11 protein-coding genes are annotated in these 14,770 nt (G+C 62.1%); 7 read left to right on the plus strand and 4 right to left on the minus strand.

Annotated elements, in window-relative coordinates; translation table 11 throughout:
• Positions 1-15: 15 nt before the first annotated feature.
• The 3 genes from FFH90_RS30030 to FFH90_RS20765 form a co-directional block, all read right to left on the minus strand.
• Complete coding sequence (locus FFH90_RS30030) at positions 16-234, minus strand: hypothetical protein (protein WP_156523298.1); 219 nt, start codon at positions 232-234, stop codon at positions 16-18.
• Positions 235-438: 204 nt separating this feature from the next.
• Entirely contained in the window at positions 439-1,770 is a 1,332-nt protein-coding gene (locus FFH90_RS20760) for a lysine N(6)-hydroxylase/L-ornithine N(5)-oxygenase family protein (protein WP_064619031.1), read from the minus strand.
• Positions 1,771-1,901: 131 nt separating this feature from the next.
• A complete protein-coding gene (locus FFH90_RS20765; RefSeq protein ID WP_018925353.1) occupies positions 1,902-2,384 on the minus strand; it encodes a sigma-70 family RNA polymerase sigma factor in 483 nt (160 codons plus the stop codon).
• Positions 2,385-2,717: 333 nt separating this feature from the next.
• Here FFH90_RS20765 and FFH90_RS20770 point away from each other — a divergent pair, with 333 nt between their 5' ends.
• Genes FFH90_RS20770 through FFH90_RS20780 form a run of 3 tightly spaced genes read left to right on the plus strand, consistent with a single transcriptional unit; the run spans position 2,718 to position 7,266 of the window.
• The gene (locus FFH90_RS20770; RefSeq protein ID WP_138867974.1) at positions 2,718-3,890 is read left to right on the plus strand and encodes an efflux RND transporter periplasmic adaptor subunit; all 1,173 of its coding nucleotides are present in this window, start codon (positions 2,718-2,720) and stop codon (positions 3,888-3,890) included.
• Positions 3,891-5,864: a MacB family efflux pump subunit gene (locus FFH90_RS20775; RefSeq protein WP_018925351.1), complete on the plus strand. Its 1,974-nt coding sequence runs from the start codon at positions 3,891-3,893 to the stop codon at positions 5,862-5,864.
• A 7-nt stretch (positions 5,865-5,871) separates the two neighbouring features.
• Entirely contained in the window at positions 5,872-7,266 is a 1,395-nt protein-coding gene (locus FFH90_RS20780; protein WP_138867975.1) for an efflux transporter outer membrane subunit, read from the plus strand.
• Between the two features lie 66 nt (positions 7,267-7,332).
• Here FFH90_RS20780 and FFH90_RS20785 read toward each other — a convergent pair whose 3' ends face one another.
• Positions 7,333-8,961: a PvdJ/PvdD/PvdP-like protein gene (locus tag FFH90_RS20785; RefSeq protein ID WP_138867976.1), complete on the minus strand. Its 1,629-nt coding sequence runs from the start codon at positions 8,959-8,961 to the stop codon at positions 7,333-7,335.
• Positions 8,962-9,184: 223 nt separating this feature from the next.
• On the opposite strand from FFH90_RS20785, the gene pvdM reads away from it, so the two are divergent.
• From pvdM to FFH90_RS20805, 4 genes are all read left to right on the plus strand, one after another.
• On the plus strand, positions 9,185-10,555 hold the full coding sequence (gene pvdM, locus FFH90_RS20790; protein WP_138867977.1) for a pyoverdine-tailoring dipeptidase-like protein PvdM: 1,371 nt from the start codon (positions 9,185-9,187) through the stop codon (positions 10,553-10,555).
• The gene (locus tag FFH90_RS20795; RefSeq protein WP_138867978.1) at positions 10,552-11,832 is read left to right on the plus strand and encodes an aminotransferase class V-fold PLP-dependent enzyme; all 1,281 of its coding nucleotides are present in this window, start codon (positions 10,552-10,554) and stop codon (positions 11,830-11,832) included. The genes pvdM and FFH90_RS20795 overlap by 4 nt, the downstream gene beginning before the upstream one ends.
• A 243-nt stretch (positions 11,833-12,075) precedes the next feature.
• On the plus strand, positions 12,076-12,963 hold the full coding sequence (locus tag FFH90_RS20800) for a formylglycine-generating enzyme family protein (protein WP_138866025.1): 888 nt from the start codon (positions 12,076-12,078) through the stop codon (positions 12,961-12,963).
• A gap of 131 nt (positions 12,964-13,094) precedes the next feature.
• Positions 13,095-14,753, plus strand: a complete 1,659-nt coding sequence (locus FFH90_RS20805; RefSeq protein WP_138866026.1) for a cyclic peptide export ABC transporter — start codon at positions 13,095-13,097, stop codon at positions 14,751-14,753.
• Positions 14,754-14,770: the final 17 nt, after the last annotated feature.

The raw sequence follows: 14,770 nt of genomic DNA on the forward strand, positions 1-14,770 counted from the left end.
CAGTGCCCCCCAGGGTCAGCCGGGAAACCGTCGAGCAGGCGTGTCGAGGCGCTGCGATGACGACACGGGGTCGAACATCACACGCTGTTCAGCGTCGATGAGAGAGACGTCGGGAGTCGGGCCAAAACCGGCCACGATCGGGATGCCGCTGCTCGCTTTACGGCGAGACAACGGCAGAAAAAGGCTGCGCGTTATCTTGCCGGGAAAATGCCGGTTACCGAGACCGGCCGACAACTGTCACTCGAACAAGTACCCACTGTGGGTCTCCGCTAATTGATGAAAACGCGTGAAGCTTACGCCGCGATATCTAGAGAGTAAACGCTGCGCAGGGGTGTTGCAGGGGGAATCTCGGGGTTCTTCAGGAAGGGTTCAGGTTGATCGCAAACCTGTGGCGAGGGGGCGGTGCGGCGTTCCGACAAGCCCCCTCGCCACAAAATCTCAGCTGGCAGTCGCCAACAACACGTCCCTCACCGATCGGCCACGGGATTTGCCATGGTCATACAACGAGCCGGCAATTTCATCGGCGCGGATCGGCAGGATCGACAGCAAGGTGTCGCTCAAGCCGTGGCTGGCCTGGCAGAAACCCTGCATGTAGATGCCGGCCTTGCAACGCTCGTCGGTGATCAGCCTGTAATTGCGATCGACTTCGAAATCGCCCAGGTATTGTTCCAGCGGCGCCAACAGTTTGCGGTGCATCTGCCGCTCGTAACCGGTGGCCAGCACCACGGCGTCGTAGCGGTGAACCGTGACTTCGCCGGTGGCGTTGTTACGCATCGCCAGCTCGATACCGCGCTCGGTCGCGGTGGCTTTTTCGACGGTGGTCAGGGTACGGAACGCATGGCGCGCGATGCCCGAGACTTTCTGCCGGTAGAAGATCCCGTAGATGCGTTCTATCAGGTCGATGTCCACCACCGAATAGTTGGTGTTGTGGTACTCGTTGACCAGACGCTCGCGTTCACTGCTGGCCTGCTGGAACACCAGGTCGGTGAACTCCGGCGAGAACACTTCGTTGACGAAGGGGCTGTCATCGGCCGGCTTCAGGGCCGAGCCGCGCAGGATCATGTCCACCTGCACCGACGGGAAGCTGTCGTTGAGGTCGATGAAGGCCTCCGCCGCGCTCTGCCCGCCGCCGATGATCGCGATGTTCATCGGTTGGTTGTTCACGCACGGTTGCCTGGCCATGCGCTCCAGGTACTGGGAATGGTGGAACACCCGACCGTCATCCTTCAGTGCCTTGAACGCTTCGGGAATCCGCGGTGTACCGCCGGCGCTGACCACCACCGAACGGGTGGTACGCACATGCTGCAAACCCTGGGTATCACGCGAGATCACTCGCAACGCCTCGACCTGCTGGTTATGCAGCACCGGCTCGATGGTCAGCACTTCCTCGCCGTAGCGACTCTGCCCGGTGAATTGCCCGGCGACCCAGCGCAGGTAGTCGTTGTACTCCATGCGGCACGGATAGAAGGTGCCGAGGTTGATGAAGTCCACCAGACGACCATGGTGCTTGAGGTAGTTGACGAAGGAATACGGGCTGGTCGGGTTGCGCAGCGTCACCAGGTCCTTGAGAAAAGAAATCTGCAGTTCGCTCTGGGTGACCAGGGTGTTGCCGTGCCAGCGGTAGTCCGCCTGCTTGTCGAGAAACAGCACATCCAGCTCGCCCTGGCTCGGCCCGCGCTCTTGCAGGGCGATGGCCAGGGCCAGGTTCGAAGGGCCGAAACCAACGCCGATCAGGTCGTGAACGATGGGCGATGCAATTGCCTGTGTCATTTCCAGTGTCCTCTGGATAAACCCCGCAGCTGCGGGGATAAAGCCTGGGTGACCTGACCGGCCTTTGGCGGCAGCAGATCGTCTGTTGAATAGGAACGAGGACCATGAAAAAAAATTTAACGAGGACTGATTTAAGCGACGTCCCACTGGCGCATACGCACCCGGCAATGCTTCATGGCATTGACGATGTGTTTTTCCACCAGCGCCTTGGAAATCCCCAGGTGCTCGGCGATTTGCGGGTGTGACAGGCCTTCGATCTTGCGCAGCAGAAAGCTCTCGCGACACAGCCGTGGCAACTCCGCCAGTGCGCGCTGGAGCATGTCCAGGCGCTGACCGTGATCGAGGCTGTTGTGAGGCGAAGGGATGAAGTAGCGCTCTTCGCTGTCGAGCACGTCCAGGGACTCGACCTGACGCAAGGCATTGCGTCGGTGGTCGTCGATCACCAGGTTGAGCGCGGTGCGATAAAGGAACGCCCGGGGTTGTTCGATCGGCGTGTCGCTGGAACGCTCCAGTACCCGCAGATACGCGTCATGCACCACATCTTCGGCCACCTGGCGGTTGCCTAGCCTGGCGTTCAGGAAACACACCAGCTCGCGATAGTAGTTTTCCAACATGACTCCCGGCCGCACGGGGTGCGGCTTCTATCCTTGAACCAGATCCGCGACCGCCCAAATAGGCAGTGGCACGATGATGGCGATTTCGAGTGTGTAATTTATAGTAATTCTCATATAGATTTAAAGCGCTGTTTCCATTTGCCTGCTAAATAGTGCTGTCCTATACCTTTGACTTTGTCTGTCACTCAAAGCCTCAACGCTTAAATTCCCCGCCCCTTCCCTCGTCTACAGGACAGCTCCCCGTGGCTGTCGGTCCTCCGACAGCGTTCAGCTGTCGCCAGGTTTGGTACGCCTGCTGAATGACGGGCCGAATCCCATTGGCCGGAACCCTGCATGAAACGTCCCCGTCACACCCGACGCGCCCTGCTTGTTGCCCTTTGTCTGATCCCCGTTATCGCCATCGCGGCCTGGCAGGTTTTGCCTGCGGGTCGTGACCGGTTCGCCACGGTCCAGGTCGCGCGCGGCGACATTGAAAGCAGCGTCACGGCATTGGGAACCCTGCAACCGAGGCGGTATGTCGATGTCGGCGCCCAGGCCTCCGGGCAGATCCACAAGATCCATGTGGAAGTCGGTGACGTGGTCAAGGAAGGCCAGTTGCTGGTGGAAATCGATCCCTCCACCCAACAGGCCAAACTCGACGCCGGGCGTTTTTCCATCGACAACCTCAAGGCGCAGCTGCAGGAGCAACGGGCACAACACGACCTGGCCCGGCAGAAATATCAGCGTCAACAGAACCTCGCCGCCGGCGGCGCAACACGGGACGAAGACGTGCAAACGGCCCAAGCCGAACTGCGCACCACCCAGGCGCGCATCGACATGTTCGAGGCGCAGATCCGCCAGGCCCAGGCCAACCTGCGCAGCGATCAGGCCGAACTCGGCTATACGCGCATTTACGCGCCGATGAGCGGAACGGTCGTGGCCCTCGATGCTCGCGAAGGCCAGACCCTCAACGCCCAGCAACAAACGCCGCTGATCCTGCGCATCGCCAAACTGTCGCCGATGACGGTCTGGGCCGAGGTCTCGGAGGCTGACATCGGCCACGTCAAACCCGGCATGAGCGCCTGGTTCACCACGCTCAGCGGCGGTAACCGGCGCTGGAGCAGCACGGTGCGGCAGATTTTGCCGATACCGCCCAAACCGCTGGATCAGACCAGCCAGGGCGGCGGCAGTCCGGCCAGTTCCAGTAAAAGCGGGACGGCCCGCGTGGTGCTGTACACGGTGCTGCTGGACGTCGACAACGCCGACAACGCGCTGATGGCGGAAATGACCGCCCAAGTGTTCTTCGTTTCCAACCAGGCAAAAAACGTCCTTACCGCGCCGGTCGCCGCCTTGCAGGGCGGCCCGCAGGCCGACAGTCAAACGGCTCGGGTGGTCGCCCAGAACGGCAGCATCGAGCAACGGACTGTGCGCACCGGCATCAGCGACCGCCTGAAGGTGCAGATCCTCGACGGACTGGCCGAAGGCGATCACCTGTTGATCGGCCCCGCCGACGGCAGTGGAGGTTGAATGCAAACGCCTCTGATCGACCTGCAGGATATTCGTAAATCCTACGGTGGCGGCGACGCGCCTGAAGTTCATGTGTTGCGCGGCATCGACCTGTCGATCCACGCCGGGGAGTTCGTGGCGATCGTCGGCGCTTCCGGCTCCGGCAAATCGACGCTGATGAACATCCTCGGCTGCCTCGACCGGCCAACGTCCGGCGAGTATCGGTTCGCCGGCGAAAATGTCGCGGCACTCGACAGCGATGAGCTGGCCTGGCTGCGCCGCGAGGCATTCGGTTTCGTGTTTCAAGGGTATCACCTGATTCCGTCCGGTTCGGCCCAGGAAAACGTCGAGATGCCGGCGATCTACGCCGGCACCCCAGCGGCCGAACGCCACGCCCGCGCCGCCGCCCTGCTCGACCGTCTCGGCCTGGCAGCACGCACCGGCAACCGTCCGCACCAGCTCTCCGGCGGCCAGCAGCAACGGGTGTCCATCGCTCGCGCATTAATGAATGGCGGCCACATCATCCTCGCCGACGAACCCACCGGCGCCCTCGACAGCCACAGCGGCGCCGAGGTCATGGCGCTGCTCGACGAACTGGCAAGCCAGGGCCATGTGGTGATCCTCATCACCCACGACCGAGACGTGGCGGCCCGGGCCAAACGCGTGATCGAGATCCGCGACGGCCTGATCATCAGCGACAGCGCCCGCGACAACCCCGCCGTGCAGGCCTCGGCCAATCCCGGTGCGCTGCAAGCGGTGGATTTGCGCAAGCGGCTGAGCGAAGGCAGCGAGGCTACCGGTGCCTGGAAAGGCGAATTGGTGGATGCGATACACGCGGCCTGGCGGGTGATGTGGATCAACCGCTTCCGCACCGCCCTGACGCTGCTGGGGATCATCATCGGCGTCGCCTCGGTGGTGGTGATGCTGGCGGTCGGCGAAGGCAGCAAGCGTCAGGTCATGGCGCAGATGGGCGCGTTCGGCTCGAACATCATTTACCTCAGCGGCTCCGCTCCCAATCCACGCACGCCGCCCGGCATCGTGACCCTGGATGACGTCGCCGCGCTGGCCAGCCTGCCGCAAGTCATGCGAATCATGCCGGTCAACGGCGCCGAAGCCGGGGTGCGCTTCGGCAACCTCGACCACCTGAGCTACGTCGGCGGCAACGACACCAACTTTCCGGCGATCTTCAACTGGCCGGTGGTCGAGGGCAGTTACTTCACCGAGGCCGATGAACGCAACGCCGCGGCGGTCGCGGTGATCGGCCACAAGGTGCGCAGCAAATTGCTCAAGGACGTCACCAACCCCATCGGCCAATACATCCTGATCGAAAACGTGCCCTTTCAGGTCGTCGGCGTGCTCGCGGAAAAAGGCGCCAGTTCCGGCGATTCCGACAGCGACAATCGGATTGCCGTGCCCTACTCGGCGGCCAGTGTCCGGCTGTTCGGCACCCACAACCCCGAATACGTGGCCATTGCCGCAGCCGATGCGCGCAAGGTCAAAGAGACCGAAAAGGCCATCGAGCAGTTGATGCTGCGCCTGCACGACGGCAAACACGATTTCGAACTGACCAACAACGCCGCGATGATTCAGGCCGAGGCGCGCACGCAAAATACGCTGTCGCTGATGCTCGGTTCGATTGCGGCGATCTCGCTGCTGGTGGGCGGCATCGGCGTGATGAACATCATGCTCATGACCGTGCGCGAACGGACCCGGGAGATCGGTATCCGCATGGCCACCGGCGCTCGTCAGCGCGACATATTGCGCCAGTTCCTCACTGAAGCCGTGATGCTCTCGGTGGTCGGCGGGATCGCCGGCATCGCCCTGGCGCTGATCGTCGGCGGCGCATTGGTGCTCAGCAAAGTCGCGGTGGCCTTTTCCCTGGCGGCGGTCATCGGCGCCTTCGCCTGCGCACTGATCACCGGCGTTGTCTTCGGCTTCATGCCGGCCCGCAAAGCTGCCCGACTCGACCCGGTCACGGCCCTTACCAGTGAATGATCGATCTATGAAACCGCAACTGAGCCTGTTGACCCTTTGCCTGCTGCTCGGCGCCTGCAGCCATCCGGCTGCGCGCCCGGACAGCGGCATTCAACCACCGTCGGCCTGGCAATCGCCACACGATGAAAGTGCCTCCCGGACGAGTCGACAATGGTGGACGCAGTTCGGCAGCCCGCAGCTTGATCGCCTGATCGAACAGGCCCGCGTCGGCAGTTATGACCTCGCCGCCGCCATCGCTCGGGTGCATCAGGCCCGGGCCGACACAGTGATTGCCGGCGGCTCGCAGCTGCCGGAGATCAAGGCCGGCATGAACGCCAACCGCCAAAAACTGTTGCGCGGCAACGGCTACAGCCAACTCGATGCCGACAGCAGCAATAAGGCCGTGGACTACTTTGACGCCAACCTCAGCGCCAGTTACGAAATCGACTTCTGGGGCGGCAAACGTGCGTCCCGGGACAGTGCGCAATTCGGGCTGCGCGCCAGCGAGTTCGATCAGGCCACGGTTGAATTGACCTTGCTCAGCGGCGTGGCCAACAGCTACGCGCAAGCCTTGTCGCTGGATGAACAAAGTCGCATTGCCGAGCTGAACCTGGCCAATGCACAGAACGTTTTGAAACTGGTGCAGACCCGTTTCGACTCAGGCTCGGCCACCGCGCTGGAACTGGCCCAACAAAAAAGCCTGGTGGCGGCGCAACAACGGCAACTGCCGCTGATTCGCCAGCAAGCCGAGGACGCCCGGATCAGCCTCGCCGCCCTGCTCGGCCGGCCGGTTCAGCAACTTCCGCCCAGCCACGAATCCTTTGATCAACTGCAATGGCCTGCCATCGATGCCGGATTGCCCAGCGAACTGCTCAGCCGCCGCCCGGACATCGCCCGCGCCGAAGCGCAACTGGCCGCCGCCCAGGCCAACGTCACGGTCGCACGCGCAGCCATGTTGCCCGCCGTGACCCTCAGCGCCGACATCGGCTCGGGCGCCAACACGGCCAGCGACATTCTGCGCAGCCCGTTCTACAACCTCACCGCCGGGCTGGTCGCACCGATCTTCAACAACGGCCGCCTCGGTGCCGAGCGCGACAAGGCCACGGCCCGCCAACAAGAACTGCTGGAAGCCTACCGAGGCGCGATCATCAATGCGTTTGCCGACGTCGAAAAAGCCCTCAATAGCATTCGCGGCCTGGATGAGCAGCGGCAGTGGCAACGCGAAGAACTGAACCAGGCCCAGGCCGCGTTCAACATTGCGCAAAGCCGCTATCAGGCCGGGGCAGAGGATTGGCTGACGGTGCTGGAAACGCAGCGCACGCTGTATGCGGCGCAGGACTCGAATGTGCAACTGCGGTTGTCGCGGTTGCAGGCGAGCATTGCGTTGTACAAGGCGTTGGGTGGGGGGTGGCAGGTGCTTTGATCGAGGTTATCCGTCACCAAAAACTGTGTGGCGAGGGAGCTTGCTCCCTTGCCACAAGTGCCTGGCTTACGAACTCAGCGGCTTGACCTTCAGATTCCGCGCATACCATGGCCGTTGCGGCACTCGCCGGAACAAATTCGCGAGTTTCTTTTCATCAGTGCCAAAGGTGATGCGCAGCGCCAGCTTCATGGTTTCCGGGTCCATTTCCACCGACTTGCCGACCTGCAATCCCGGCGTGGTGCTGCAACCGTGGGTGCTCGGGCCGAGCCATGGATCATCGACTTCAACCCAGCGCCCCGGGGCGAACCAGGGCACGCCATTGACCTCAAGCCGACTGAGTTCCCCCGGATGGAAACGCTCGTGGGCGCGGAACCAGTCTTCCAGGCGATCGTCGATCCAGCCATGGAAGTGCCAGAACACCGGGTTCACGTGGGATGAAAACGGGTCACCGAGGAAGTCGTTTTCCGGCGCATACCAGCGCGCGGCAAAGTCCGCCGGATCCCGGGCAAAAGGCACCGGCTGACCGTTGGAGGGATCCCGTGGCACCGAGGCCCAGCGCATGTGCAGCCAGTCGTGCAAGCCCAGTTCGATTTCCGAACCGAACTGCCCCAGGGTCAACTTCGACAGATAACGCGGGTCGCGGTAACGGGATTCCCATACCTGAAAATTGCTGTGGTAGGTCTCGGCAGTCTTGATGTCGCTGACCCACTGGGTGTACTCGGTGTCTTCGGCGGCCAGCCAAGTGGGCGGCAGCGCCGAGCCATCGTGATTGTCGAAATAGCGGGCAAAGCCCTGACGGTCGCGTTCAAGCTCCGGCTGCGGCATCGGAAAGCTCGACCAGGACGGCAGGTCCTGCATCGAACGCGCCGTGCCGAGCATGTGCCGGTGCATGAAGAAAAAGTCGATCCCCGAGCCATTACGGTCTTTGCGCGGCCCCCGAGCATCGCGCTCATTGCCTCGCGGGCCCGGCTGCCAGCCGATGCCGCGCAAGGCACCCTGTTGCTCTTTTGAGAGTTTGTGCCATTTGTCCCGCGTGGCGTGCCAGAGCTGATGGAACAGGCGATGTTCGGGGGAGATCAGCCACGCCAGCAACGGCGGATTCAACCCCACACGCTCACGGGCTTCGGGAAACAGCCGTTTGCGCGCGACAAAACGATTGTCCAGTTCCAGCAAACCGAGCGGGCGATCCAGGCGCAGGATCCGCCCACTGAGCGTGCCACTGCCGGCATTGCCGAAATCGGCCCAGACCTCATCGAGCGTGACCGCCAGCTCATAAGCCGGCGCGCCGTTGGCCGATTGCCGATCGATCAGGCGCCAGTACAGCTGGCTGGCGTCAGGCGATACCAGGTCGCCGATCACCCGGTAACGCGGCTCGGCTTCACCGCGTAACTGCTGCGCGGTATCGAGGCAGCCACGCAGGCCACGGCCGCGCTGAGCGATGTCGAGAAACAGCTCCAGCCCATGCTGCGGTAAACCGTCGAGGCCCGCTTGCGAACCTTCAAAGCGGATATCCCAGATGCCGCGCAGCGAGTTGGCCAACTGCTGACCCGCAGTGTCCGCCAGGTCGACGGTCGCCTCGCCGGGGGTAATCGTCGGGTCCGGCTTCGTCCATTCGCGATGCCCATAATAAGCCGCAGGCACGGCAGCGCCAGTCAGCGCCAGGCCTGCCATGAACCATCGTCGAGAAATCGTCATTGCCCTACCTGTGTCAGCCATGAAGCAGGCTTTATCCAAGCTAGAACGTTTGTTGTGCGGGGAAATTTAAGCGTGCCAAACACAAGCCTTGTGGTGAGGGGGCTTGCCCCCTCACCACAAGGTATCGCGCAAAGCCCTAATTTTTTCTGCCAGCCACTCGTTCCTCCCAGATAGCAAAGGCCCCTGCGCCTGCACCGGGGCGGCGAACCTGACAGAGATGGCAATGACAAAACCACGTTCGAAAAAGGCTCTTTACATCGGCCTGCCGCTGGCCCTGGCGATCAGCGCCGGCGCCAGCTTCGCGGTCTGGTATTACGGGTTCAAGGACAACCCCGGTTACCCGATCAAGGTCATGCAACAGGCCGACGAGTTACACGAGCGCATGCTCTCCTTCGATAGCCACATCAGCCTGATGCAGAACTTCGGCACCCAGGGCAACGAAGCCGACAAGGATGGCGAGGGCCAGTTCGACCTGGTCAAGGCCAACCGCGGACGTCTGTCCGGCGCGGCCCTGACGATTTTCGGCTGGCCGGAACTGTGGAATGGCGCCAACGCACCGCACAAGCCCACCGCCGGCTTCGTCGAAGAGGCGCGCAACCAGCAGGAGATTCGCTACAAGATTATTTCCGGGATGGTCCGCGATTTTCCCAATCAGGTTGCCATCGCCTACACCCCCGACGATTTCCGTCGTTTGCACGGCGAAGGCAAGTTCGCGATTTTCATCAGCATGCTCAACGCCTACCCGCTGGGCCACGATCTGAACCTGTTGGACCTGTGGACGGCACGCGGCATGCGCATGTTCGGCTTCAGCTACATCGGCAATAACGACTGGGCCGACTCTTCGCGCCCCTTGCCGTTTTTCAACGATTCGCCGGATGCCCTCGACGGCCTCTCGGACCTGGGCAAGCAAGCGGTACATCGCTTGAATGACCTGGGCGTGATCATCGACGTGTCGCAAATGTCGACCAAGGCCCTGGAGCAAGTCGCGCAATTGAGCCGCACGCCGATGGTCGCCTCGCACTCGGCGCCACGGGCGATGGTCGATATCCCGCGCAACCTCAGCGACAAGGAAATGCAGCTGATCAAGAACAGCGGTGGCGTGGTGCAGGTGGTCGGTTTCTCCCAATACCTGCGCCCGCTGACCCAGACCACCCAGGACAAACTCAACGAACTGCGCAAAGCGTTCGACCTGCCGCCCCTGCCGAACCTCGCCATGGCATTGATGCCGGGCGATCCGGTCATCGCTGCCTGGCCCGAGAAAAAATTCGGCCAGTACGCCAGCCGTCTCTACGCGATTCTCGAAGAAGAACCCAAAGCCAGCCTCAAGGACCTCGGGGACGCCATCGATTACACGGTGCGCAAAATCGGCATTGACCATGTCGGCATCAGCTCCGACTTCAACGAAGGGGGCGGCGTCAAAGGCTGGGAAAACGTCGGTGACATTCGCAATGTCACGGCGGAACTGATCTCGCGCGGCTACTCCGAAGCAGACATCGCCAAGCTCTGGGGCGGCAACTTCCTGCGGGTCTGGGATCAGGTGCAGAAAGCCGCCAAGCCGGCGCTGATTTCACAACAAGGCACGAGCACACCATGAGCGATCGTCGCACTTTCCTGAAACAGGCCGGGATCCTCGCCGCCGGCCTGCCGTTGACTGCCGGCCTGAACAACGTCGCCAACGCCACGCCAGTGCCCTCGCCGCCCGGGGACAAATGGGCACAGCTGCGGCAGCTGTTCGACCAGGATCCGGATTACCTGCATTTCTCCAATTTCCTGATCACCTCGCACCCAAAGCCTGTGCGTGAAGCGATCGAGATGCACCGTGCCGCCCTCGATAAAAACCCCGGGCTGGCGATGGACTGGGACCTCGGCGTTATCGAGCAGCGTGAAGAAGAGGTACGTGTCTGGGCCGGTCGCTACCTGCAAGCCAATGCCAGACAGATCGCCTTGACCGGCAGCACCACCGAAGGCCTGGCGATGATTTACGGCGGCGTTCATGTACGCCCGGACCAGGAAATCCTCACCACCGCCCACGAGCATTACGCGACCCACACCATTCTCGATCTGCGCACCCAACGGGACGGTACTCGGGTGCGCAAGATCAGGTTGTTCAAGGATCCGCAGACGGTGTCCAAAGCGGAGATCCTGGCCTCGATCGAGCAGAACATCAAACCCGAAACCCGTGTACTCGGCATGACCTGGGTGCATTCCGGCAGTGGCGTGAAACTGCCGATCGCCGACATCGGCGCGCTGGTGGACAAGCACAACCGCAATCGCGCCGATCAGGACCGCATTATTTACCTGGTCGACGGCGTGCACGGCTTTGGTGTCGAGGACTTGAGTTTTCCCGCCATGAACTGCGATTTCTTCATCGCCGGCACCCACAAATGGCTGTTCGGCCCCCGTGGTACTGGCATCGTTTGCAGCCGCAGTGAAGAGGTCAAATACGTCACGCCGATCATCCCGACCTTCTCCGAAGCCACGGCCTTCTCCACCACCATGACGCCGGGCGGCTACCACTCGTTCGAGCACCGCTGGGCACTGAACGAAGCCTTCAAGCTGCATTTGCAATGGGGCAAGGCCGATGTTCAGGCGCGTATCCATGCCCTGAACAGCCATATGAAAAAACGCCTGCAAGCGCACCCGCAGATCGAACTGGTCACGCCCGTGAGTCCCGAGCTGTCATCCGGTTTCAGCTTCTTTCGGGTCAAGGGCAAAAGCAGCGACAAGATCGCCGCCTGGCTGATGCAAAACCGCGTGATTGCCGATGCCGTGGAGCGCGACGTGGGCCCGGTGATCCGCACCGCGCCGGGGCTGCTCAACACCGAAGCTGAAGTCGACCGCTTCATCGCGTTGCTCGGCAAACAGCTCTGATCGCCAGCCCCATGATTAATGTCAGTCAGTTAAGTCGTAACGCGATCTGTAGCAGCTGGCGAAGCCTGCGTTCGGCTGCGAAGCAGTCGTGAATCCGACTGACGCGGTCTGCCTGACACACCGTAATCTCTGGTTTTACGACTGCTTCGCAGCCGAACGCAGGCTTCGCCAGCTGCTACAGAGATTGCGGCGTGGCGGAAGTTGCCCCCCCTGATTCCCTTTAACTTTTTATCGAGAGCAATGATGAACAGTGAGTTGCGTAGCTTGTCCCTGAAAACGCTCCCCGCACTGGCCTTCGCCGCCGTGGTTGCAGGCCTGCTGCCGGGTGCCGCTCAGGCCGCCGCCCCCGCCCCGCCCGGCAAAGTGTTCAAGGACTGCAAGCACTGCCCGGAGATGGTCGTGCTGCCCACCGGGACTTTCACCATGGGCACCCCGGACAATGAGGTGGGCCGCGAGCCCGACGAGGGTCCGTTGCACCCGGTGACCTTCGCCAAACCGCTGGCCATCAGCCGCTTTCAGGTGCTGGCCGGCGAGTGGGACGCGTACCTGCGCGACAGCGGTTACCTCATGCCCGACGGCGACACCCGGCCGGGCCGCGAGTGCAAGGCCGGCGTGCCGCGCTATGAACGCACGGCCAGGCATCCGGCGGTGTGCATGAACTTCCCCGAGGTCAATGCCTATGTGGCCTGGCTCTCGAAGAAGACCGGCAAGCACTATCGACTGGTCAGCGAATCGCTGCGTGAGTATGCCGCCCGCGCGGGCAGCAGTGGCCCGTTCCCCTTCCCGTTCGATGAAGGCAAGGAATACAGCATCGCCAAACACGCCAACACCTACGGCGCCGCCGATGGCTACAACTTCACCTCACCGGCGGGCAGCTTCCCGGCCAACGCCTTCGGCGTGTACGACATGCACGGCAACGTCTATGAGTGGACCGCCGATTGCTACAACGACAACTACGTCGGCGCACCGAGCGATGGCAGCGCCTGGTTGACCGGCGAATGCACCGCCCGGCGCATTCGCGGCAATGACTGGGGTGAAGCACCGGTGTTCTCGCGTTCGGGCAACCGTAATGCCACCTTCCCCGACACCCGTGGCGACTGGCTCGGTTTTCGCGTCGCGCGGGATCTTTGAGGCTCCCACCTCCTGTCGCATGACCTGCAACAAACCCGTGCGCGGCTAAATCGCCGCCCACGGGTTTCGTCTTTCAAGCAGCCAAACTCTTGAACCTTTGCCCTTTAGCGGCACTTGAAGCGGAAACTTCCATGACCTCAAAATCCCGCGGAGCCTTCAGTGAAGTCCTCGGCCTGCTCAGGCCTTTCCGGGTCATCGTTGTGGTGTCGATCATGCTCGGCATGCTCGGTGGCCTCAGCATCACCGCGTTACTGGCGACCATCAATGACGCGCTGAACGCCGCCGATACCCCGTCGACCCGGGTGTTGGCAACGTTTATCGGCCTGTGCGCGGTGGCGTTGCTGACGTCGATCCTGTCGGACATCGGCACCAACCATGTCGGGCAACACATCATTGCCGGGCTGCGTAAATCCCTGGGGGAAAAAGTCCTGTTGGCACCGATCGAACAGATCGAGCGCTTCCGCAGTTATCGACTGATTCCGGTGCTGACCCATGACGTCGACACCGTCAGTGATTTCGCCTTTTCCTTCGCGCCGCTGGCCATTGCGTTCACCGTCACCCTCGGTTGCCTGAGCTACCTGGCCTACCTGTCGTTGCCGATGTTTGCCTTGCTGCTGGTGGCCCTGGTGATCGGCACCGCGCTGCAATACGTGGCCCGGACCAAGGGCATCAAGGGTTTCCAGGCGGCTCGCGAAGCCGAGGACGAACTGCAAAAGCACTACAGCGCGATTGCCGCCGGTGCCAAGGAACTGCGCATCCATCGTCCGCGCCGCCAACGCATGTTCAGCCAACGCATCGAAGGCACCGCTGATTTCATCTGCAACACGCACATCCGCGCGGTCAACACCTTCGTGGTGGCCAAGACCCTTGGCTCGATGCTGTTTTTCGTGGTGATCGGCCTGGCGCTGGCCCTGCAATCGCTGTGGCTGGGCACCGATAAAGCGGTGCTCAGCGGGTTCGTGCTGGTGCTGCTGTACATGAAGGGCCCGATGGAATACCTGGTCACCACCCTGCCGGTGGTCAGCCGCGCCAACATTGCGTTCAAGCGCATCGCCGACCTGGCGGAGCAGTTTTCCTCGCCGGAACCGCACCTGCTGCTCAGTGACAAAGACGCGCCGAAACCGGTGGTCGAACACCTTGAAATGCGCGACGTGCATTTCGCCTTCCCGGCGGTGGACGGCAGCAAGCCCTTCGCCCTCGGGCCGGTCAACCTGTCCATCGCCCAGGGCGAGATCGTGTTTATCGTCGGCGAGAATGGCGGTGGCAAGACCACGCTGATCAAGTTGTTGCTGGGGTTGTATGCGCCCCAGGGCGGGGAAATCATCCTTAACGGTAAGCCGGTGCTGGCGCATAACCGCGACGACTATCGCCAGTTGTTCACCACGATTTTCGCCGACTACTACCTGTTCGACGAATTGGTGCAAGGTGAGCAGAACGTTCCCGAAGACGCCAACCGTTACCTGGAACGCCTGGAAATCTCGCACAAGGTCAGCATCCGCGATGGCGCCTTCAGCACCACCGACCTGTCCACCGGCCAGCGCAAACGCCTGGCCCTGTTGAACGCCTGGCTGGAAGAACGCCCGGTGCTGGTGTTCGACGAGTGGGCGGCCGACCAGGACCCGGCCTTCCGGCGCATCTTCTACACCGAGCTGTTGCCGGAACTCAAATACCTGGGCAAGACCATCATCGTCATTTCCCACGACGACCGTTACTTCGATGTCGCCGACCAATTGGTGCGAATGGAAGGCGGCAAGCTCGTCGCGCAAAAAAAACCGTTGGCGACCGCCTGAACGATCCACCGCCGACT

This window comes from Pseudomonas sp. ATCC 43928, from assembly GCF_005938665.2.
GTDB lineage: Bacteria > Pseudomonadota > Gammaproteobacteria > Pseudomonadales > Pseudomonadaceae > Aquipseudomonas.

Excerpts from the sequence above, each read along its gene's own strand:
- FFH90_RS20760 (WP_064619031.1), bottom strand. The coding sequence starts at position 1,770 with ATGACACAGGCAATTGCATCGCCCATCGTTCACGACCTGATCGGCGTT.
- FFH90_RS20765 (WP_018925353.1), bottom strand. The coding sequence starts at position 2,384 with ATGTTGGAAAACTACTATCGCGAGCTGGTGTGTTTCCTGAACGCCAGG.
- FFH90_RS20770 (WP_138867974.1), top strand. The coding sequence starts at position 2,718 with ATGAAACGTCCCCGTCACACCCGACGCGCCCTGCTTGTTGCCCTTTGT.
- FFH90_RS20775 (WP_018925351.1), top strand. The coding sequence starts at position 3,891 with ATGCAAACGCCTCTGATCGACCTGCAGGATATTCGTAAATCCTACGGT.
- FFH90_RS20780 (WP_138867975.1), top strand. The coding sequence starts at position 5,872 with ATGAAACCGCAACTGAGCCTGTTGACCCTTTGCCTGCTGCTCGGCGCC.
- FFH90_RS20785 (WP_138867976.1), bottom strand. The coding sequence starts at position 8,961 with ATGACGATTTCTCGACGATGGTTCATGGCAGGCCTGGCGCTGACTGGC.
- pvdM (WP_138867977.1), top strand. The coding sequence starts at position 9,185 with ATGACAAAACCACGTTCGAAAAAGGCTCTTTACATCGGCCTGCCGCTG.
- FFH90_RS20795 (WP_138867978.1), top strand. The coding sequence starts at position 10,552 with ATGAGCGATCGTCGCACTTTCCTGAAACAGGCCGGGATCCTCGCCGCC.
- FFH90_RS20800 (WP_138866025.1), top strand. The coding sequence starts at position 12,076 with ATGAACAGTGAGTTGCGTAGCTTGTCCCTGAAAACGCTCCCCGCACTG.
- FFH90_RS20805 (WP_138866026.1), top strand. The coding sequence starts at position 13,095 with ATGACCTCAAAATCCCGCGGAGCCTTCAGTGAAGTCCTCGGCCTGCTC.